We start from the raw sequence: 20,793 nt of genomic DNA on the forward strand, positions 1-20,793 counted from the left end.
CACAGCCCGGGGGCCTCGGCCCGTCAGCCCCGCCCCCTTGCCCCGCGCCCCAGTTCCGCCAGCGCCCCAGTCCGGCCAGCGTCCAGTCCGGCCCGTGCCCCAGTCCGGCCAGCGCCCAGTCCGGCCAGCGTCCAGTCCGGCCCGTGCCCCAGTCCGGCCAGCGCCCCAGTCCCGCCCGTGCTCCAGTCCAGGCCGTGCCCCAGTCCGGCCTGTGCCCGAGTCCCGCCTGCGGCCCAGCCCTTCCTGTGCCCGAGCTCAGCCCGCGGCCCAGTCCAGACCTGCGGCCGGCTTCCGTTCCCAGCCCGCAGCCGGTTCTCTCGGTCCCGCCTGGTCCGCGCGCCGCCCGGCTGCCCCCAAACGTCGCAACCAGTGGTGATCAAGTCATCTGAACCGATTTCGAGAATTCTCAACCAAAAATGGCCGCAGTTTGTATATGGTTTGTAGGCGGGTTGTACGAGCCGCTGCTGTCCTGTGACCTCCTCATCCCTGCGGAGGTCATATGTCCAGCAAGCGTCTTGCCGCGGTGCTCGCCGGAGCTGTCGTCGCCCCCGTGCTGACCGTCGTGGTCGGCACGGGTTCGGCGAGCGCCGCACCCGCGTTCCAGATGCCGTTCCCCTGCGGGCAGGTCTGGTCCGGGCAGACCCGCACCAACCACAACCCGCAACTGTCCCTCGACTTCAACCGCGCCAACGACGAAGGAGACATCGTGGACGCCTCGGCCGCCGGCACGGTGACGGTCGTGGGCAACACCGGCTCCACCAGCTACGGCCGGTGGATCGAGATCGACCACGGTGCCGGCTGGCGCACCCGGTACGCCCACCTGTCGGTGCAGCGGGTCAGCGTCGGCCAACGGGTCACGCGTGGCCAGCAGATCGGCAACGTGGGCAACACCGGCGGCTCGACCGGCGCGCATCTGCATTACGAGCAGCGCCTCAACGGCGCCGCCGTCCGCATCGTCCTCAACGGCGCCACCGCCCTGTACTACGGCACGCGGAGCTACACCAGCCGCAACTGCTGACCCCTGACGTGGCGCGCCAGAACGCCCCCCAGAGTGCGCGCCACCTACGGACCTCCCGGTCTTCACCCCCCTGGGCCGGGAGGTCCGCCTTTTTCTGGGCGTGTCATCCGACGTCCATCTGGCGGCTAGTCAAACTTCCTCCAGGTGCGTTGTCCTTTCTGTTGGCAATTCACCGAGCTGGATGTCCGTCCTGATCCGGAGGTCGCCGTGCGAGCCCTGCGCGCCACCGTCGCCCTGCTGTCGGTCCTCGCCCTCACCACCGCCGTCCCCGTCCCGGCCATCGCCGATCGAGGCGGCGTCACCGCATCGCTGGGACCACGCCCGATCGAGGACGCGCCCGCTGCCTCGACCGCCGACGGCGGCGTCAGCACCCTCACCGCCGGTGCGCCCCGGGTGGACGCCCTGCCGGTGGCCGAGGTGACCTCGCCGGTCGCCCCCGGCCTCGACCTGACCGAGTTCGACCGGCTGGACGCCCGCGGCTGGATCCGCGGCGACGTCCTGACCGCCGACCTGGGCCGCGGCACCCTGCGCCCGGCTTACCTGAGTCCAGGCGCGGTCGCCGCACGCAGCCCGCTCTCCGAGCAGGCCGCCGCCCGCGGTGTGGTCGCCGGCGTCAACGGCGACTTCTTCGACATCAACGCCACCGGCGCCCCACTCGGCGTCGGCATGGACGCGGGCACGCTGCGCCACGCCCCGGCCACCGGCCACAACCTCACCGCGGCCATCGGCCCCGCCGACCTGGGCCGCCTCGCCGAGGTGTTCCTCGACGCGACCGTCACCCTGCCCGGTGGCGCCCGGCTGACCGGCACCAACCTGAACTCACCGGTCGTCGCGGCCAACGGCGTCGGTGTGTTCACCGCGCTGTGGGGCCACGCTTCCCGTCGCACCGCCACGGGCGCCGCGTCCAAGGCGACCGAGGTGGAACTGCGCGACGGTGTGGTGACCGCGGTCCGCCCCGCCCCGGGTGAGGGACCGATTCCGGCCAACACCGCCTACCTGCTCGGCGTCGACGCGGGCGCCGAACGCCTGGCTGCCCTCGTCCCGGGCCAGCGAGTCGAGGTGTCCTACAAGCCGCGCACCGACGGCCCGGTGCCGATCGCCGCGGTCGGCGGCAACCGGGTGCTGGTGAAGGACGGTGTCGTCCAGAACCTCGACGACACCACCATGCACCCACGCACCGCCATCGGCTTCTCCGCCGACGGCCGTCGCCTGTGGATGGTGACGGTCGACGGCAGGCAGGCCGACAGTCGAGGCATGACCGAACGCGAGCTCGCCGAGCTGCTGCGCTCGTTCGGCGCCGATGACGCCCTGAACCTGGACGGCGGCGGTTCGTCCACGCTGCTGGCCCGCCGTCCCGGCGACAGCGCCGCCGGCGTGCACAACCAGCCGTCCGATGGTGGCGAACGCTTGGTGCCCAACGGAATCGGCCTGACCGCGAATCGCGGCAGCGGCCGCTTGACCGCCTTCCGCGTGGAACCGGCTGTCCGGGCCGGTGCGGCCGACCGAGTGCTTGCCGGTCAGACCCGTGCCGTGACTGCCCATGGTCACGACGAGACTGGTGCCCCTGTACCCGGCGAACCGACCTGGCGTGTTACCCCAACACGAGCAGGGAAGGTGTCGCGGGATGTGTTCCACGCTAGCACTTCCGGGAAGGCGACTGTGACCGCTTCCCGGGGTTCTGCCAAGGGATCGACGACTTTCACCGTATTGGGTAAAGCCGCCCGCATCGACTCCGACACCGAACGCGTCGCCCTGTCCGGACTGGGCGCGCGCGGCCGGTTCCAGATCCTGGGGCAGGACGCCGACGGCTTCAGCACCTGGCTCGAACCGGCTGACGTGACCCTCGAGTACGACCAGCGAGTGGTGCAGATCAGCAAGGACCGCAACGGTTTCGTCGCCGCGGCCGTCACCGGGTCCGGCGCCACCGTGGTCAAGGCCAAGGTGGGTGGCCTGACCACGCACCTCGGCGTGACCATCGGCGTCAGCCCGCGCGTGGTGTCCACAATGGACGATCTAACCGGCTGGCAGGCCAGCGTCTTCCCCGCCGTGGTCGGCGCCGACCTCTCCCTCGTGCCGGGCCGCGACGGCGGCAAGGCGGTCAGCCTGAACTACCGGCTGACCGGCACCACCGCGACCCGGGCCGCCTACCTCAACGCCGACCCGCCCGCCCCGCTGCCGCCGGGCACCCAGCGGCTGGGTGTGTGGGCACATGGTGACAACAGCAAGGTATGGCTGCGGATGACCGTGCTGGACGCCGCCGGCACACCCACCGTCATCGACCTTGCCCGCCAGGTCGACTGGACCGGCTGGCGCTACGTCGAGGCGCCGATCCCGCCCGCGCTGACCGGCCAGCTCCGCCTGCAACGGCTCTACGTGGTGGAAACCGATCGCGAACGGCAGTACGAGGGCAAGATCGCCTTCTCCGGCCTCACCGCGCAGGCGGCCGTCCCGATCACCGTTCCCGCCGATGCCACGCCCCAGGACCCGGCGATCATCCGCACCGGAACGCTGGAGGCCCGGCCGGGCGCGGTGCGCGTCGCGGTGGTCAGCGACGCCCAGTTCACCGCGGACGCCCCCGAAGGACCGCTGGTGGCGCAGGCCAGGCGCACCCTCCGCGAGGCGCTGGCCGCCCGGCCCGACGTCGTGCTCATCAACGGCGACCTGGTCGACCGCGCCCTCCCTGCCGACATGGCCCTGGCGCGGCAGATCCTGGACAGCGAGCTGGGCGACCGGATTCCGTGGTTCTACCTGCCAGGCAACCACGAGACCTACGGGCCGGGCGACACTTCCGAGTTCCGCAAGCACTTCGGCCCGACCCATCGGGTAGTCGACAAGAACGGCCTGCGGCTGATCCTGCTGGACTCCGCGCTCGGCTCGCTCCGCGCAGGCGGCTTCGACCAGCTGCGGGCGCTGCGCACCGCCCTGGACAGCGCGGCAGGCGATGCGAACGTCAAGTCGGTCTTGGTCGCGATGCACCACCCGGTCGACGACCCGACACCCTCGGGCGCCTCCGAGCTGTCCGACCCGAAGGAAGCGAACCTGCTGACCACCTGGCTGTCCGACTTCCGGGCGAAGACCGGGAAACCGGCCGTCTCGGTGGCCTCGCACGCCGGGCTGTTCCACGCGACCAGGCGCGACGGCGTGCCCTACCTGATCAACGGCAACTCGGGGAAGGCGCCGGCCGCGGCACCCGCTGACGGCGGCTTCACCGGCTGGACCCTGCTCCGCGTTGACCCGGCCGCGAGCAGTCCCGTCCAGGCCGAACAGCGCCCGCACGTCGACGGACTGGTCCTGGACGTCCCGGCCACGCTGACCCCGGGAACCAGCCACCGGCTGACCCCAGCTCTCCGCCAGGGCACGCGGACGTTCCCGATCGGCTACCCCATCGCCACGACCTACACCGCGAGCCCGGCCCTGCACCTGGGCCCACCGGCCACGGCGGGGCCGACGCACATTGCCGCCTTCGATCCGGCGACCAGCACCCTCACCGCCCTGCGTCCGGGGGCCGCCACGCTCACGCTGACCGTCAACACCACCGCGACCAGCAGCCCCGTCACCATCCGCTGACCCCGCATCCCGCGATCTCCAGGGCTGGCTCGGCCCCGCACCACCGCACGCCGAGCCAGCCCTTTACACCATTCCGCCCCCACCCCCGCGCCAATCCACCTTCAAGATCGCGACCTATCCACAATCAGCCACCTGTCCACAGCCCCCCGCCGCGCCAGTTCCCTTCCCCCCGCCCTCCCGCCAATCTCGACCCATGACCACCGCCACAGCCACCCCACTCCGCCCATCCCGACCGACAACCGTGAAGCTCCGGGAACCCGGCGACGTCATCGCCGCTCTCCCACCCCTCATCGGCTACCACCCGGACGACTCGCTCGTGGTCCTCTACTTCGCCAACAGCGACGATCTGGAGATCCAGCGCGTCCTGCGCGCGCCACTGCCCGAGGTGGCCGACGAGGAAGACCTCATCGCGTTCGTGTGCGACAACATCCTCAGCAGCGGGGCCACCGCCGTGCAGCTCTGCGTCATCGGCGGCGGCACCCGAACACCCGCGCCGCCCACGGAGCCCGGCGAACCCGCGCCCGTGGTGGCCCTGCCCACCCGGCCGCCGCGCCGCGCGCTGGTCCTCGCCCTCACCCAGGTACTGCACAAGCAAGGCGTCGAGGTCATGGAATCGCTCTGGGCGGAACACACCCGCCACAACGCTCTCTGGCAGGACTACGAACACCCCGACCTCACCGGTGTGGTCCCGGACCCGGACGTCTCACTGCTGAACGTGGCCACCGTCGCCTCGGGCGGTGTCACCTACGACTCGCGCGAGACGCTGGTCAACAGCCTGCGGGGCGAGGAGAGGGCGCTGAAACGCCGGAGCTGCCGACTCGACTGGCACGCGGACAACACGGTCCCCGGCGGCATGCCGACCGCGGGGGCCGGTATCCGGGCCATCCAAGCTGAGCTGAAGAACATCGCCGACGGCTCGTTCAAGATCACCGACAATCTCGTGGTACGCCTCGCCATCGCCCTCAACGACCACCGGGTCCGGGATGTGGCGCTCACCATGACCCTCGGCGCGGAGAGCGGCCAGGCCGCCGAACGCCTGTGGCTGGAGCTGACCCGCGAGACCCCGGCCCCGGAATGCGCCGAACCGGCGACACTGCTCGCCTTCGCCGCCTACCACCGCGGCGACGGGGTGCTGGCCAACATCGCTCTGGAACGCGCGGAACAGGCGCAGCCCGGTCACATGCTGGCTTCCCTGCTCGGCCGTGCCATTGACGCCGGACTGCCCCCGAAGGACGTGCTGGCCGCCATCAACAACTCCCAGCGACCCGGTATGGACCTGGTCGTCCCCACGCAGGCGACCTCGTCCGGATGAGCCGATCCCGGGCATGCCGTCGGCCGGCCCCACCGACAGCAGTCCAACGGCTCAGTTGAACGTCACTCCATTGCACTACAACGATTTCGGCCGGAAGTCGCTCCCGGAAACCGCCCAGCCCAGCGGCTCCAGCCGGAACAACCCATCACAACCGCCGTCGCCCCAACGGCAACAACCCGACCCACCGACACCGGAACCCGCCCGGCCGTCCACCGGAGGGTTCACCTATCCCGGTACCGCAGCAGTTCGCCCGGCTGACACCGCAACTCCTTACACAGCAGGGTCAGCGTGGAAAACCGGATGGCCCTGGCCTCCCGGTCTTGAGATTGGAGAGATTCACGATGCTGATCTGAACCCGCTGGGACAGCTCGGCTGGCGACATCAGACAGTGCCCTCCACTTCCTCGCGCAACACCGCACCACGCCAGACGATCTCCGAGACCGCTAGCACGACCAGACCGACCAGTGCCCAGGCGATCGCCCGGCCGTCCGGCCACCGGAACATCGGCGACCCGGTCAACACCACCCCAGTCGGCGCCGATCGCCCAGCGAATCGAGCACACCGGCGACCAGATTGCCGAGCAGCAAAAGGAAACCGATGCGCCGGAACGACCGGGCCGTCGTAGCGGCGAACAGGGGCCGCTCACCCACGTTCGCCTGGCGGACCACCCGCGCCATCAGGAACAGCACGACCACATCCACCACCGCGTACGGCAGCCAGGTCAGCAGCGCCAACGAGAGGAACTCCGCTGAGCCGTCCCGATCAAGGAAGGTGATCACTCCGCCACCAACCCGAAAACCCGGTGCCAGCCCCTCCGGTACGGCGGCGAGCACCCCAGCTGGACCCCGCCCTGTCCCACCGCCAACTGGACGACTACCCCGACCAGTCGCACGACGCCCAAGAACGCCGCCAGCACCCGCAACCAACGAGTCGGCGAACCGGTCCTCGCGACTCCCTGTTCCATGCGCCCCAACCCCCTCGATTTATCGATTTACGACAAATCACGCGGCTGCGTCCGGTCAGCCCGGTCCTCGCCGGCCCCAAGCTGAACTCCCGGAGGTGATCCCAAGCCCGCCACTCGAACCCCGTCGAGTGTCGCCCCAGCACTCGCCTCGTGGGCACGGTGTTGTGCCCCCACCGCGCCCAGGACACCCCCAGCGTCCGTGTCCACAACCGCCTGTCGATCCCGTACCGAGCAACGAGCACGTCTGTCCACTGTGGATTGAAGAGAGGAGGTATTTACCGCGACGGCGTCACATACCGCGGATCCATTACGCCTGGCCGGGTCGCGCCGATCGGCTCAGCTCAGCCCGCTGTCGCACACCGCGCGTTCCGCTTCGGCGTCGCGTTCGCGCGGGCCGATCGCCGACGGCTTCACCCCACCCGGCGCTGTGTCGGAGGTCGGCTCCAGGCAGCGGTGAGCGCGGGCGGTGAAAGTGGCCGGGTCCTACGGCCAGGAGGCCTGACCGTGGCATTCCGCGCTGATGGGCTTTCCGCCGGGAACAGCCTGCGCGGGGAAGTCGTCCGCGGGCTGGGGCTAGCTGAGCTCGTCCGCCACGGCGGCCAGGACCTGGTCCCAGGGGATGACTGGGCCGCTGGCGGTGGGCAGGACTCGGACGCCGGCGTCGCGGAGGCGGTCCAGGTGGCCGGGCCAGGCCGGGTGGCGGGTGGCGTCCACAGCGGCTCGGGGCAGCAGGATGACCGGGGTGCTGGGCATGCCGACCGCTTCGCACAGGTGGGTGAGGGCCTGGTTGTCGGACAGGCCCAGGGCCAGCTTGGCGATGGTGTTGGCCGTGGCCGGGGCGGCTGAATAGCAGTCGGCCGGCGGATGGGGCTTGGGTTCGGTGGGCAGGCGTGCGGCCCAGCGGACCGGGAGGCCGGTGAGGTCTGCCAGTGGGGTGACGAGGTTGGCTGCCTCCAACCACCTGGCGGCCGTCGGGGTGAGGGTGATGGCCACCCGCCAGCCCCGGGCGAGGGCTGGGCGGACGAAGCCGTCGAGGAGCCCCTCGGCCCCGCCTGCCCCGGAGACGACCAAGCCGACCACTGGCGCGTGCTGGGCGGGCGCTGGCCCGTCCTGCGAGGCCACGGGTGCGGCTTGCCGGGCCGCGGGGTCGGGTGTGGGCGCCGCCGGGGTGGCGGGGGCGGGGGTGTCAGGCACTGGTCAGCTGTTCCGGGCCTTGGTGAAAGCCCAGGCGTCGGCGACGATGCCGGACAGGTCGGCGCGCTGGGGCTTCCAGCCGAGGTCCTCGCGGGCGCGGTCGCTAGCGGCGATGAGCACGGCGGGGTCGCCCGCGCGGCGGGGGGAGATCTTGGCGGGGATGGGGTGGCCGGTGACGGCGCGGCAGGTCTCGATGACCTGCTGGACCGAGAAGCCGGTTCCGTTGCCCAGGTTGAAGATCCGGTGCTCGCCAGGGGTGGCGTGTTCCAGCGCGAGGAGGTGGGCATCGGCCAGGTCGACGACGTGGATGTAGTCGCGGACGCAGGTGCCGTCCTCGGTGGGCCAGTCGTCGCCGAAGACCTGGATCTGCTCACGCTGGCCCAGGGCGACCTGGAGCACCAGCGGGATCAGGTGGGTCTCGGTGGCGTGGCGCTCGCCGAACCGGCCGTAGGCGCCGGCCACGTTGAAGTAGCGCAGGCTCATCGCGGCCAGGTTGTGCGCGGCGGCGTAGGAGGTCATCGCGTGGTCGATGGCCAGCTTGCTCGCGCCGTAGGTGTTGGTCGGGCTGGTCGGGGCGGTCTCCTGGATCGGGACCTCCTTCGGCTCGCCGTAGGTGGCGGCGGTGGAGGAGAAGACCAGGCGGGGGGTGCCGTGTTGCTTGATCGCGTCGAGGAGCTTCAGCGAGGTCACCACGTTGCCCTGCCAGTACTTGGCCGGGTCGACCATCGACTCGCCGACCAGGGACTTGGCGGCGAAGTGCAGGACGCCGTCGAAGCCCTCGGCGAGCAGGGTGCCCGCGACCTCGCCGATGTCGCCCTGCACGAAGCGGGCGCCGGAGGGCACCGCGTCGGCGTGGCCGGTGGACAGGTCGTCCACCACGGTCACCTCATGTCCGGACTCCACCAACCGGGCGGCGCACACGCTGCCCACGTAACCGGCGCCGCCCGTGACCAGAAGCCTCACTACGTCCAACCTTCCTGTGGGAGAAAACTGCTGGTCGGCGGCCCGTGGGGTGGTGATGCCCGTGCGGGCGCCGACCAGGTCAACCTAGCGAAGTGGCTTCCTCACCCGGTGGCGCGGTTACTGGTCGCGGCCCGCGCCGGCGGCCGGGATGCCGCTGAACAGGCGCGGCGGGGTCAGCTTGTGCGCGGCGAAGGCGGCCGTGACCTCGGCGCGGACGCGCTCGCCGTCCTCGACCCGGACCAGGGCGATCGCCGAACCACCGAAACCGCCGCCGGTCATCCGGGCGCCCAGGGCGCCTGCCTTGAGGGCGGAGTCGACGGCGACGTCGAGCTCCAGGCAGGAGATGCGGTAGTCGTCGCGCATGCTGGCGTGCGAGGCGGTCAGGATCGGGCCGATCTGTGCGAGGTCACCCGCGCGCAGGTGGTCGACGGCGGCCAGGACCCTGGCGTTCTCGGTCACGATGTGCCGGACCAGGGGGCGCAGGTTCTCCGGGAGGGCGGCTTCAGCCTCGGCCAGGCCGTCCAGGGAGACATCGCGCAGGGCGGGGACGCCGAGCAGCCTGGCGGCTTCCTCGCAGCCGGCGCGGCGGGCGGCGTAGCCACCGTCGGTGTGCGAGTGGCTGGCCCTGGTGTCGATGACCAGGATCTCCAAGCCGCTGGCGGCGGCGTTGAACGGGACCTGCTCGGTCTCGCCGGAGCGGACGTCCAGGAACAGGGCGTGGCCTTCGACGCAGCGCAGGGACGCGGTCTGGTCCAGCAGGCCGGTGGGGGCGCCGACGAAGTCGTTCTCGGCGCGCTGGATCCAGCGCGCCAGGGTGGGCAGATCGGGCGCGAGGCCACCGGAGGAGGCGGGCTGGCCAGAGGCGGAGCTGGCACCGGAGTCCGAGGGCTGGCCGGGGGAGTGGCTGGGGTCGGCGACAGCGGGGTGGCCGGGACCGGGGACGGCGGGGTGGCCGGAGAGGTCCAGGAGGGCCAGGGCGGTGGCGCATTCCAGGGCGTGGGAGCTGGACAGGCCCGCGCCGGCTGGGACGTCGCCCGCGATGAGCAGGGTGGCGCCGGTGACCGGGATGCCGTTCTCGCGCAGGGACCAGGCCACGCCGCTGGGGTAGGCGGCCCAGCCGGTGACCTTGCCCGGGGTCAGGTCGGCTACCGGGACGGGGTCGGCCTGGTTGAGCTTGCCGTCGTCGCCGAGGGTGGCCACCTGGAGCAGGCCGTCGGTGCGGGGGGCGCCGGCCACCGCGATGCGGTGCGGGATGGCGAAGGGGAGCACGTAACCGTCGTTGTAGTCGGTGTGCTCGCCGATCAGGTTCACCCGGCCGGGGGCCGACCACACGCCGGTGGGTTCGCCGATGCGCGCGCGGAACTCCTCCGCCGCCCGTTGAGCCTGGTTCACACGTACTCCATGGATGAGAAGCGGGGCGGCATGCTTGCCACGCCGGGCGGCGCTGGGTGGTGGGCGGGCTGGACCCGATGGCTGGTGGGCTGGGCCCGATGGTGCGGCCGGTGGGCTGTGACCGGTGAGCTGGCCCGATGGTGCGGCCGGTGGGCTATGACCGGTGAGCTGGCCGGGCGGCGTGGTCGGTGGGCTGGGGCCGACGGGCCGGTGGGCTGGGCCCGATGCTGGCGAGGCCGCCCGGACCCGCTGCTGGTGGCCAGCGGGCCGGACGGGCTCAGCGGGTTCGGACCAGGACCGCGTGCGCGATGTCGTAGGTCAGCTCGGCGGAGGCCGTGTCGCCGGTGACGCGCACCGGCTGGCTGGCGCCGGACTGGTGCACCTGCACCGAGCCGCCGGGGGTGACCCCGGCCGACTTCAGCTCGTTCATCAGGTCCGGGTCGGACTGCACGTGCTCGGCGATGCGGCAGACCTCCACCGCGCCGCCGCCCGCCCTGGCGATATCGGTCAGCCGGCGCAGGTCCAGGTCCGCCGGTGGCGCCGGCTCGCCGACGCCCAGGCGGTCGAGGCCGGGGATCGGGTTGCCGTAGGGCGAGGTAGTGGGGTGGTTGAGCAGCTTGACGAGCTTGCGCTCGACCGCCTCGCTCATCACGTGTTCCCAGCGGCACGCCTCGCTGTGCACGTGCTCCCACTCCAGGCCGATGACGTCGACCAGCAGGCGCTCGGCGAGCCGGTGTTTGCGCATCACCGCGATCGCCCTGCTCCGGCCGGCGTCGGTCAGCTCGAGGTGCCGGTCGTCGGCGACCACGAGCAGCCCGTCGCGCTCCATCCGCGCGACGGTCTGGCTCACCGTCGGCCCGCTCTGCTCCAGTCGCTCGGCGATGCGGGCGCGCAGTGGAACCACGCCTTCTTCTTCAAGCTCGTAGATGGTGCGGAGGTACATCTCGGTGGTGTCGATGAGGTCGTTCACGCGCGTTCCCCTTCGTCGGGCTCAATGTTAGTCCTACTGGCTGACATCCATGGCGTTCACCCGGTGCCAGGAGTAATGCGGGCGGGCAGTATGGGGTGGTGCACCCGCTGATCACTCCTGCCGCGCTGGCCGAACTACTCGCCACCGACCGCCCGCCGGTGGTCCTCGACGTCCGCTGGCGACTGGCCGGGCCGCCGGCGAAAGCCGACTACGACCGCGGCCACCTCCCTGGCGCGGTGTTCATCGACCTGGACGCCGACCTCTCTGCAACGCCCGGACCCCTCGGTCGTCATCCCCTGCCCGGCGCCGAGCACCTCCAGCACGTGCTGCGCGCGGCCGGGGTCTCGGCCGGGCAGCACGTGGTGGCCTACGACGCGGGGGACGGCTCGGTCGCCGCGCGGCTGTGGTGGCTGCTGCGCTGGGCCGGGCACCGCGAGGTCGCCGTACTCGATGGAGGTTACGCTGCGTGGACCGCACAGGGACACCCGGTTACCGCCGAGGTGCCCGCTGTCCAGGCCGGTGACATCACCGTCGAGCCAGGGCACCTGCCGGTGCTGGACGCCGAGCAGGCCGCGAAGTGGGCCAGGGAAGCGCTGCTGCTGGACGCCCGCGCGCCGGAGCGCTACCGCGGCGAGGTGGAGCCGATCGACCCCGCGGCCGGGCACGTGCCGGGCGCGGTGAACGCGCCGTTCTCCGGGCACATCGGGCCGGACGGCACCTGGCGCGGCGCACCGGAGCTGGCCGCGCGGTTCCGCGAGCTGGGGGTCGTCGAGGGCAAGCCGGTCGGCGCGTACTGCGGGTCCGGGGTGACCGCCTCCTCGGTCGTGCTGGCGCTGGAGGTGGCCGGGGTGACCACGCCGGAGGCGCCTGCCGCGCTGTACGCCGGGTCCTGGTCCAACTGGTCGGCCGACCCGAGCCGTCCGATCGCCACCGGCGAGCAGCCGGGCTGATTGGCAAGCACGGCAACAAAATCGGATGACAGGGCGGGTCCGGCCCTGTCATCCTCCGTGGCATGTTCGGGACCGTCCACAGCGCACAGCTCGCAGGCCACTGCCTGCCGGGCGCGCTGTCGGCCGTCTCCGCTTGGCTGTCCGGCGCGCGAAGCTGACCCTCCTCCCGCTGTGGAGAACCGAAGGAGGAGGGTGGCCCGCCCCGGCGGCTCCCCGCTCGCGCACGCGGCCGGGGGCCGTTGGCCGGTTCTCGCTTGACCCTCACCGAACGTGAGGGCCGAGCCTGGTCTCATCCCGACCCGAGGAACAGCCATGAGCAAGCAGCAGTACACGCGGACCAAGCCGCACCTCAACATCGGCACCATGGGCCACGTCGACCACGGCAAGACCACGCTGACCACCGCGATCACCAAGGTCCTCGCCGAGCAGGCCGGCTCCACCACCGACTACGTCGCCTTCGACCGGATCGACAAGGCGCCGGAGGAGATCGAGCGCGGGATCACCATCAACATCGCGCACGTGGAGTACGAGACGCCGACCCGGCACTACGCGCACGTCGACATGCCCGGCCACGCCGACTACGTGAAGAACATGATCACCGGTGCGGCGCAGCTGGACGGGGCGATCCTGGTGGTCTCCGCGGAGGACGGCGCGAAGCCGCAGACCAGGGAGCACATCGTGCTGGCCAGGCGGATCGGCGTCGAGCACCTGGTGGTCGCGCTGAACAAGGCGGACGTGGTGGCCGACGAGGAGCTGCTGGAGCTGGTGGAGCTGGAGATCCGGGACCTGTTGTCCCGGTACGGCTTCGACGGCGACCGGGTGCCGGTGGTGCCGGTGTCCGGGCTGCGCGCGCTGGAGGGCGACCCGCGCTGGGTGAACAGCGTGCTTGACCTGCTGCGCGCGGTGGACGAGCACGTGCCGGAGCCGGTGCGGCGCCTCGACCTGCCGTTCCTGATGCCGATCGAGAACGTGCTCACCATCACCGGCCGCGGCACCGTGGTGACCGGCGCGGTGGAGCAGGGTTCGATCGCGCTGGGCGACGCGGTGGAGGTGGTCGGGCTGGAGCCGACCTTCGGCAGCGTGTGCACCGGACTGGAGACCTTCGGCAAGTCGCTGGACCGGGCGCAGGCCGGGGACAACGCGGCGATCCTGCTGCGCGGGGTCAAGCGGGAGCAGGTGCAGCGCGGGCAGGTGCTGGCGCTGCCCGGCAGCGTGCGTCCGCACACCGCCTTCCGCGCGCAGGTGTACGTGCTCTCCGCGCAGGAGGGCGGCCGCCGGACGCCGTTTCACGCCAACTACCGGCCGCAGTTCCACTTCCGCACCGCGGACGTGGTGGGCGAGGTCGAGCTGCCCGAGGGCGGCGTGGTGCGGCCGGGCGACTCGGTGGAACTGACCGTGCGCCTTGGCAAGCCGGTCGCGATGGACGCGGGCCTGGGGTTCGCCATCCGTGAGGGTGGCCGGACCGTGGGCGCGGGCACCATCAGCGAGCTGCTCGACTGAAGCACTGGACTGGCCCCGCGCAGCCGTGGGGGTCAGTCCAGCAGTCCGTCCGGGGCGAACACGGTGTTCTTCACCTCGCAGTAGAAGTCGAAGCTCCACTGCCCGCCGCCGCGCCCGATGCCGGACTGCCTGGCCCCGCCGTAGGGCGCGCGCAGGTCGCGGACCGCGTGGCAGTTCACCCACACCGTGCCGGCCACCAGGTTCGCGCTCACCCGGCGGGCGCGTTCGGTGCTGCCGGTGAACACCGTCGCGGTCAGCCCGTGTCTGCTGTTGTTGGCCAGCGACAGCGCCTGCGCCTCGGTCTCGAAGGTCTGCAGGGTGAGCACCGGGCCGAGGGCCTGTTCGGTGAGGATCTCCCCGCCCGGCGGCGGATCGGCGAGCAGGGTGGGCTGGAAGTACAGGCCGCCGAGCCGTGCGTTGCGGGAGCCGCCGAGCAGCGGCCGGGCCCCGGCGGCCAGCGCGCGGCTGACGCAGCCGTCGATGCGGCGCAGGTGCTCGCGGTGGATCTGCGGGCCGACGTCGGTGCGCACATCTCTCGGGTCGCCTTGCCGGATGGCGTTGGCGCGCACCAGGAACCGGGTGGTGAACTCCTCGGCGACCTGGCGCTGCACCAGCAGCCGGGCGCCGGTGCGGCCCAGTTGCCCGGCGTGGTCGAACTGCTCGACCGCGATCGCGGTCGCCTGGTCCAGGTCGCTGTCGGCGAAGACCAGGATCGGCGACTTCCCGCCCAGCTCCAGCGAAACCGGGGTCAGCGTGGCCCCGGCCGCCGCGGCCACCCGACGACCGGCCGCGGCCGATCCGGTGAAGGCCAGCCTGGCCAGTCCGGGGTGCGTGGCCAGCGCGGCGCCTGCCTGTTCACCGGTGCCGTGCACCAGGTTCAGCACACCGTCGGGCAAGCCGGCCTCCGTGGTGATCCGGCACAGCAGCGCGGCGGTCAGCGGCGCCCACTCGGCCGGTTTCAGCACCACCGTGTTGCCGGCGGCCAGCGCGGGGGCGATCCGCCAGGTGGCCTGCGGCAGCGGCGAGTGCCACGGGGTGATCAGCCCGCACACCCCGGCGGGCTCCCAGCTGACGTGGTTGCGGTGCGCGCGCAGGTGGAAGTCGGGGTGGTGCAGCTCCAGCAGCCGGTCGGCGAAGAACCGGAAGTGGTGGGCCACCCTGGGCAGGGTGACGCGCAGGTGGGTGCGCAGCAGGCCGCCGCTGTCCACCGTCTCCACCGCGGCCAGGTGGTCCAGCCGGACCAGGATCTCATCGGCGATGGCGTGCAGCAGCTCGGCGCGTTCCTCCCTGGTGGTGCGGGAGAAGTCGCGGAAGGCCCTGCGGGCGGCGGTGACCGCGGCGTCCACCTCAGCCGCTCCGCCCGCGGCCAGCTCGGCGACCGGTTGCTCGTCCAGCGGGGACAGGTCGGTGAACCGCCGCGCCGAGGCGACCCAGTCGCCACCGATCCAGTGATCCTCGGGGATGCGCACCCCGGCGACGGTCGCGACCATCTCCGCCACCTAACTTGTACGGCTCCAAACAAGTTAGGTCGGGCTCAGAAGCGGGTCAACCGCCGATCAGCTCTGTTCGCGCAGGGCGGCCCGGCGCGGCTCGCCCTCGCGTTCCAGGTGCCCGATCAGCCCGCGCAGGGTGGTGGCCAGTTGCTGGCGGCGGGAGCTGGACAGCTCGTCCACCACGAAGGACTCCTCGGCGTTGAAGGCCGGGAACAGCTTGCGCATCAACCGTTTGCCCTTGGCGGTCAGGTGCAGCACCACCAACCGGCCGTCCGCGGCGTGCTCGCGCCGCTCGATCAGGCCGTTCTGCTCCAGCGTCTTGACCACGCCGGTGAGCGTGCCCTTGGTGATCCCGGCCTCGGCGGCCACGTGCCTGGTCTCCATGTCGCCCCAGATCCAGACCACCCACAGCACCACGAACCCGGTCCAGGTCAGCCCGGCCGGGCGGAGGATGACGCTTTCCATGTGGTTGCGCACCGCGACCGCGGCTCGGTGGATGTTGGCGACCGCGGCCATCGCCTCGAAGTCCAGCGGCAGGTCGCCGAGCCGCTCCCGGACCGCGTGCTCGGTCTCCTGGACGGTGCGCTGTGTGGTCACGCGATCATTGTGCGGGTTGTCGGCCGTGCCGACCGAGTGAACGTGTCAGGCGTGCCCAAATCGTTTGCTTCCCTGATAGTGGAACAGCCTGCGTCACCACGGGTGTATGCGCATGCAAATGGGCACCAAAGTTCATTTGGTGCCAAACGATCGACCCTTGTGCGGGCTGTTGGCGGCTCGTATTGTTCGCATCCAAACAAGTTTTCGGAGGCGCGGGGATGGTGCTGGACGACGGGATCGACCTGGTCCGAGTGCTCTTCCCCGACCTGCTGGGCATCCCACGCGGCAAGGAGGTGCCGGCCCGGCTGCTGCCGGAGCTCGCCGAGCGCGGGCTCTCCTTCTGCCGCGGGGTCTACTACACCAGCGCGCGCGGGGAGAACATCCCGGCGCCCGCCGCGCTGGGGGCCGGGCTGCCCGATGTGGTGGCCCGGCCGCTGTTGGACACGGTCACCCCGCTGCCCTGGGCGTCGGGAACCGCCTGGTGCCTGGCGGAGGTGACCGAGCCGGGCGGGCCGCCCGCGGTGGAGGACCCGCGGGCGGCCCTGCGCCGGGTGCTGACCAGGTTCGCCGCCGAGGGGCTCAGCCCGGTGCTCGGCCCGGAGCTGGAGTTCTTCCTGCTGGAGCCGGCGGACGGCGGGTTCCGCCGGTACGGGCAGGGGCTGGGCAACATCTACACCACCGGCCGCAAGGGCGATCCGCGTGGCCTGCTGCCGCACTTCCTGCGCGGGCTGACCGGGATGGGCCTGGACATCCTTGGCGGCAACCACGAGTTCGGGTCAGGGCAGTTCGAGATCAACCTGGGGCACGCGCCCGCGCTGGCCGCCGCCGACGCCTGCTTCGGCTTCAAGTTCGGCGTGCGCGAACTGGCCGCCGCGCACGGGCTGCACGCCACCTTCATGGGCAAGCCGTTCAACGACGACGGCGGTTCCGGGTTCCACCTGCACCTGTCCATCGCCGACGGTGCGGGCCGCAACCTCTTCGACGACCCCGGCGGCGAGCACGGGCTCTCCGCGCTGGCCCGGCACGCGGTGGCCGGGATCCTGGCGCACGCCCCCGCGCTGACCGCGCTGCTCGCGCCCACCGTCAACGCCTACCGCAGGCTTCAGCCCGACACGCTGGCCCCGTTCCTCATCGACTGGGGCCTGGACAACCGGTGCGCGCTGGTGCGGGTGCCGCCGGAACGCGGCGACGGGGCCCGGCTGGAGGTGCGGCTGGGTGACGCCGCGGCCAACCCGTACCTGGGCGCGGCCGCCGTGCTGGCCGCCGCCTACCTGGGCATCGAAGGCGAGCTGCAGCCGGGAGAACCGTTGTCCGGCTACGGGTACGACCCGGCGCGATCGGGTGCGCTGCCCGGCGATCTGGGTTCGGCGCTGGACGCGCTGGCCGCCGACACCGCGCTCACCGAGGCGCTCGGCGCCGGGCTGGTCGAGGCCTTCACCGCGGTCAAGCGGTTCGAGGTGGCCGAGTTCGCCAGGTACGTCACCGACTGGGAGTTCCGCGAGTACGCCTACCACCTGTGAGGAGACGAAGGTGAACCTCCGGCACTGGCTCAGCGCCGCCGTCGACGCGCACGAGTCCTGGGCGAAGGGCTTCGGCGACTTCAGCCCGCACCCCGCGCTGCACGTGGACGAGACCCGGTTCGGCGAGGCGCTGGGCGAGCTGGGCGAGCGGCTCAGGGACAACTACCCGTTCTTCCATCCGCGTTATGCCGGGCAGATGCTCAAACCGCCGCACCCGGCCGCGGTCGTGGGCTACCTGGCCGCGATGCAGATCAACCCGAACAACCACGCCCTGGACGGCGGGCGGGCCACCGCGGAGCTGGAGAAGGAGGTGGTGGCGCAGCTGGCCGGCATGTTCGGCTACGGCACCCACCTCGGCCACCTCACCAGCAGCGGCACCATCGCCAACCTGGAGGCGCTGTTCGTGGCGCGGGAGACCCACCCCGGCAAGGTGGTGCTCTACAGCGCGGACGCGCACTACACGCACAGCCGGATGTGCCAGGTGCTCGGCGTGGCCGGTGAGCCGGTGCCGGTGGACGCGGGCGGGCGGATGGACCTGGACGCGCTGGCGGAGCGGCTGCGGCGCGGGGATGTCGGCACGGTGGTGCTCACGCCGGGCACGACCGGCCTCGGCGCGGTGGACCCGATCCACGAAGCCCTTGCGCTGAAGGAGAAGTACGGCGTGCGCATCCACGTGGACGCGGCCTACGGCGGCTTCTTCTCGTTGGTGGCCGGGGAGTTCGGCGTCCCGGCCGGGCCGTTCGCCGCGATCGCGGGCTGCGACTCGGTGGTGGTCGACCCGCACAAGCACGGCCTGCAACCCTACGGCTGCGGCGCGGTCCTGTTCGCCGATCCCGCCGTGGGCCGCTTCTACCGGCACGACTCGCCCTACACCTACTTCACCTCCGACGAGCTGCACCTGGGCGAGATCTCCCTGGAGTGCAGCCGGGCCGGGGCCGCCGCGGCCGCGCTGTGGCTGACGCTGAAGGTGCTGCCGCTGACCAGGGACGGACTGGGTGCCGTAGTGGCGGCCGGTCGCCGGGCTGCGGTGCGCTGGGCCGAGCTGATCGAATCCTCGGAAACCCTGTCCCTGTACCAGAAGCCCGAACTCGACATCGTGAGCTACCTGCCGAAGCTAGCCACACTGTCCGAAGTGGACAGAGTGAGCGCGGGGGTGATGGACCGGGGCATGACCGATCCGGCGGACCCGGTGTTCCTGGCCACCTACACCGTCACCGCCGAGGCACTGCGCGCCCGGGGGCACCGGCTCACCGAGGACGCCGCACAGGGCCGGATCCTGCGCAGCGTCCTGATGAAGCCCGAGCACGAGTCCACTGTGGACGCGCTACATGCCAGGGTGGAAGCCCTGGTCCGTGGCGATGAGCTGCTTGCGTAGCAGGTTCTTGCGCACCTTGCCCATCTCGTTGCGCGGCAGCTCGGGCACCAGCTCCAGCCGGTGCGGCTGGTACCACTCGGTCATCCCGCGCTCGGTGAGGTAGGCGCGCAGCTGGGTCAGGGTCGGCGGCGCGCCCTCGGGCACCACCACCGCGCAGGCCAGCTCGCCGTGCGCCCGGTGCGGGTAGCCGACCAGCGCGACCTGGCCCACCGACGGGTGCCCGGCCAGCTCGTCCTCGACCTCCTTGACCAGGATCATCGAGATCCCGCCGATCCGGTCCACCGCGCGCCTGGTCACCCTGATCCCGCCGTGCCCGTCCGGCTGGGCCAGATCCCCGGTGTCGTACCAGCCTTCCTCGGCCAGCACCCGCACCGCGCCGCTGCCGGTGTCCATTGTGGCCAGTGCCGCGGCCGCGCCCCTGATGTGCAGCGGCGACTCACCGTCAGGGGCCAGGTCGAACTCCAGGTGCGGCCCGAACCGGCCGTCGCTGCGGGTGGCGAAGTCCGCTGGGTCGGTGGTCCTGGTCCAGCTGAACCCGCCCTCGGTCATCGCCCACAGCGCGCGCAGCGGCCGCCCGAAGTGCTCGGCCACCTCGCCGGCGAGCTGACGTGGCACCGGCATCCCGCCCGCCATCACGCACCGGAAGGCCAGCGGCAGCGGGTTTTCCCGCTGTGCGGCCAGGATCGCGGAGAGGAACGGCGGCGCGGCGGCCAGCACGGTCGCGCCCTCGGCGGAGATCAGCCGGTGCAGCGCCGCGGGGTTCCACTCGTCCTGGTACAGCGCGGTGCCACCGGTCAGCAGCGGCAGCAGCACGCCGAAGGCCAGCCCGGCGATCCGGGACAGCGAGTGCGGGGTCACCGTGACCACCGGATCGCCCAGGTCCTCCACCGCGGTGAAGTGCGCCAGCGCGGCGTGCAGCGTGTTGTGGCTGTGCAGCACGGCCTTCGGCTCGCCGGTGGTGCCGGAGGTGAACAGCACCAAGAACACTCGGTCGGGATCATCCTCTGACCCGTTGTCCTCGGCGGCCCAGGCACCCTCGGTGTAGTAGGGCAGATCCTCGGGCAGCACGCTGATCCGCGCGCCGGTCCACTCCTGGAACTTGGCCCGCTCACGCGGTCCCATGCTGGCCATGACCGGCGCCGCGACCGCGCCGACGGCGGCGCAGGCCAGGGTCAGCGCGGCGTTCTCCCAGCGGTTCGGCAGCTGGAAGGAGACCACCTCGCCCGGCCGCACCCCTTGCGCGCGCAGCGCCGCGGCGAACCGGAACACCTGCCGGTGCAGCTCCCGATAGGTTAGGCAAACGGTTTCAGCACGTCCGGCGACCTGGGCCACGATCGCCCCGCGGTCCGGGAAGGTCGCCGTGGCCCGGCGCAGATCGGACAACACGGTCACTTCCCGCCACACACCCGAAGCGCGATGGGAGTCGGCAAGCTCTCGATCCGGGGCGGAAATCCGAGGAATAGCCACGAGGTTCGATCGTGCCGGGGCACCATGGGCCGGACAACACCCGTATTGAGCAAGGAGCGCCAAGGTGTCAGTGAACTCGGAGCTGCGGGCGGCCCGCGAGGCGATCGTGCGGGAGCACATGGAGTCGGAGAACCGGCACGAGTTCGACGTGACCCTGGGCACTTTTGAGCACCCGCGCTACGAGATCATGGCCACCGGGGACGTCTACGACGGGGCCGAGGCGGTCAGCCGGTACTTCGAGGAGAGCCGCACCGCCTTCCCCGACCAGCGCAACGAGCTGGTCGCGCTGCACCACGCCGATGACGCGGTGGTCGCGGAGTTCCTGCTCAAGGGCACCCACCAGGGCCCGCTGCGCGGCATCCCGGCCACCGGCAAGTCGTTCACCGTGCCGGCCACCGCGTTCTTCGTCTTCGAGGGCGCGGACCTGGTCTGCGAACGGGTCTACACGGACATGCTCAGCATCCTGGTGCAGCTCGGCCTCGTCCCCATCCAGGGCTTGTCGGGGTAAGTT

General features: G+C 71.8%; 18 protein-coding genes. 8 read left to right on the forward strand and 10 right to left on the reverse strand.

What is annotated here, in order from left to right; translation table 11 throughout:
• Window positions 1-499 precede the first annotated feature (499 nt).
• From ACWDY5_RS27825 to ACWDY5_RS27835, 3 genes are all read left to right on the forward strand, one after another.
• Window positions 500-1,018, forward strand: coding sequence for a M23 family metallopeptidase (locus ACWDY5_RS27825; RefSeq protein ID WP_449725109.1), 519 nt, complete (start codon window positions 500-502; stop codon window positions 1,016-1,018).
• A gap of 207 nt (window positions 1,019-1,225) precedes the next feature.
• Window positions 1,226-4,585, forward strand: coding sequence for a phosphodiester glycosidase family protein (locus tag ACWDY5_RS27830; protein ID WP_449725110.1), 3,360 nt, complete (start codon window positions 1,226-1,228; stop codon window positions 4,583-4,585).
• A 241-nt stretch (window positions 4,586-4,826) separates the two neighbouring features.
• Complete coding sequence (locus tag ACWDY5_RS27835; protein ID WP_449725111.1) at window positions 4,827-5,897, forward strand: DUF4192 domain-containing protein; 1,071 nt, start codon at window positions 4,827-4,829, stop codon at window positions 5,895-5,897.
• Window positions 5,898-6,118: 221 nt separating this feature from the next.
• On the opposite strand, the gene ACWDY5_RS27840 is transcribed toward ACWDY5_RS27835, so the two are convergent.
• The 7 genes from ACWDY5_RS27840 to ACWDY5_RS27870 all read right to left on the reverse strand — a co-directional run bounded on the left by ACWDY5_RS27840 (window position 6,119) and on the right by ACWDY5_RS27870 (window position 11,380).
• Entirely contained in the window at window positions 6,119-6,319 is a 201-nt protein-coding gene (locus ACWDY5_RS27840) for a helix-turn-helix domain-containing protein (protein WP_449725112.1), read from the reverse strand.
• Window positions 6,279-6,419, reverse strand: coding sequence for a hypothetical protein (locus ACWDY5_RS27845; protein WP_449725186.1), 141 nt, complete (start codon window positions 6,417-6,419; stop codon window positions 6,279-6,281). Before ACWDY5_RS27845 ends, ACWDY5_RS27840 begins: the two co-directional genes overlap by 41 nt.
• Window positions 6,413-6,676 carry a hypothetical protein gene (locus tag ACWDY5_RS27850; RefSeq protein WP_449725113.1) on the reverse strand — a complete coding sequence of 88 codons (264 nt, stop codon included), beginning with the start codon at window positions 6,674-6,676 and terminating at the stop codon, window positions 6,413-6,415. The genes ACWDY5_RS27845 and ACWDY5_RS27850 overlap by 7 nt, the downstream gene beginning before the upstream one ends.
• A gap of 758 nt (window positions 6,677-7,434) precedes the next feature.
• The gene (locus ACWDY5_RS27855) at window positions 7,435-8,055 is read right to left on the reverse strand and encodes a flavoprotein (RefSeq protein ID WP_449725114.1); all 621 of its coding nucleotides are present in this window, start codon (window positions 8,053-8,055) and stop codon (window positions 7,435-7,437) included.
• 3 nt (window positions 8,056-8,058) lie between these two features.
• Window positions 8,059-9,018, reverse strand: a complete 960-nt coding sequence (galE, locus tag ACWDY5_RS27860; RefSeq protein WP_449725115.1) for a UDP-glucose 4-epimerase GalE — start codon at window positions 9,016-9,018, stop codon at window positions 8,059-8,061.
• A 117-nt stretch (window positions 9,019-9,135) separates the two neighbouring features.
• Window positions 9,136-10,410: a galactokinase gene (locus ACWDY5_RS27865; RefSeq protein WP_449725116.1), complete on the reverse strand. Its 1,275-nt coding sequence runs from the start codon at window positions 10,408-10,410 to the stop codon at window positions 9,136-9,138.
• Between the two features lie 277 nt (window positions 10,411-10,687).
• On the reverse strand, window positions 10,688-11,380 hold the full coding sequence (locus ACWDY5_RS27870) for an iron dependent repressor, metal binding and dimerization domain protein (protein WP_449725117.1): 693 nt from the start codon (window positions 11,378-11,380) through the stop codon (window positions 10,688-10,690).
• A 98-nt stretch (window positions 11,381-11,478) separates the two neighbouring features.
• Between ACWDY5_RS27870 and ACWDY5_RS27875 the strand changes: the two genes are divergently transcribed.
• Both ACWDY5_RS27875 and tuf read left to right on the forward strand, forming a co-directional pair.
• Complete coding sequence (locus ACWDY5_RS27875; RefSeq protein WP_449725118.1) at window positions 11,479-12,330, forward strand: sulfurtransferase; 852 nt, start codon at window positions 11,479-11,481, stop codon at window positions 12,328-12,330.
• Window positions 12,331-12,642: 312 nt separating this feature from the next.
• Window positions 12,643-13,830 (forward strand): elongation factor Tu, encoded by a 1,188-nt coding sequence (gene tuf / locus ACWDY5_RS27880; RefSeq protein ID WP_449725119.1) that lies wholly within the window; start codon window positions 12,643-12,645, stop codon window positions 13,828-13,830.
• Between the two features lie 32 nt (window positions 13,831-13,862).
• Here the strand turns inward: tuf and ACWDY5_RS27885 are convergent, their stop codons facing one another.
• Window positions 13,863-15,320 carry an aldehyde dehydrogenase family protein gene (locus ACWDY5_RS27885; protein WP_449725120.1) on the reverse strand — a complete coding sequence of 486 codons (1,458 nt, stop codon included), beginning with the start codon at window positions 15,318-15,320 and terminating at the stop codon, window positions 13,863-13,865.
• Window positions 15,321-15,386: 66 nt separating this feature from the next.
• Window positions 15,387-15,920 (reverse strand): MarR family winged helix-turn-helix transcriptional regulator, encoded by a 534-nt coding sequence (locus ACWDY5_RS27890; RefSeq protein ID WP_252479221.1) that lies wholly within the window; start codon window positions 15,918-15,920, stop codon window positions 15,387-15,389.
• A 218-nt stretch (window positions 15,921-16,138) separates the two neighbouring features.
• Between ACWDY5_RS27890 and ACWDY5_RS27895 the strand changes: the two genes are divergently transcribed.
• Both ACWDY5_RS27895 and ACWDY5_RS27900 read left to right on the forward strand, forming a co-directional pair.
• Entirely contained in the window at window positions 16,139-17,440 is a 1,302-nt protein-coding gene (locus ACWDY5_RS27895) for a glutamine synthetase family protein (protein WP_449725121.1), read from the forward strand.
• A gap of 10 nt (window positions 17,441-17,450) precedes the next feature.
• The gene (locus tag ACWDY5_RS27900) at window positions 17,451-18,815 is read left to right on the forward strand and encodes a pyridoxal phosphate-dependent decarboxylase family protein (RefSeq protein ID WP_449725122.1); all 1,365 of its coding nucleotides are present in this window, start codon (window positions 17,451-17,453) and stop codon (window positions 18,813-18,815) included.
• Here ACWDY5_RS27900 and ACWDY5_RS27905 read toward each other — a convergent pair.
• Window positions 18,765-20,201 (reverse strand): AMP-binding protein, encoded by a 1,437-nt coding sequence (locus tag ACWDY5_RS27905; RefSeq protein WP_449725123.1) that lies wholly within the window; start codon window positions 20,199-20,201, stop codon window positions 18,765-18,767. The genes ACWDY5_RS27900 and ACWDY5_RS27905 overlap by 51 nt on opposite strands.
• A gap of 145 nt (window positions 20,202-20,346) precedes the next feature.
• Between ACWDY5_RS27905 and ACWDY5_RS27910 the strand changes: the two genes are divergently transcribed.
• Window positions 20,347-20,790: an ester cyclase gene (locus ACWDY5_RS27910; RefSeq protein WP_449725124.1), complete on the forward strand. Its 444-nt coding sequence runs from the start codon at window positions 20,347-20,349 to the stop codon at window positions 20,788-20,790.
• Window positions 20,791-20,793: the final 3 nt, after the last annotated feature.

The sequence above is a fragment of the Crossiella sp. NPDC003009 genome (assembly GCF_053591555.1).

Excerpts from the sequence above, each read along its gene's own strand:
- ACWDY5_RS27825 (WP_449725109.1), top strand. The coding sequence starts at position 500 with ATGTCCAGCAAGCGTCTTGCCGCGGTGCTCGCCGGAGCTGTCGTCGCC.
- tuf (WP_449725119.1), top strand. The coding sequence starts at position 12,643 with ATGAGCAAGCAGCAGTACACGCGGACCAAGCCGCACCTCAACATCGGC.
- ACWDY5_RS27885 (WP_449725120.1), bottom strand. The coding sequence starts at position 15,320 with ATGGTCGCGACCGTCGCCGGGGTGCGCATCCCCGAGGATCACTGGATC.
- ACWDY5_RS27895 (WP_449725121.1), top strand. The coding sequence starts at position 16,139 with ATGGTGCTGGACGACGGGATCGACCTGGTCCGAGTGCTCTTCCCCGAC.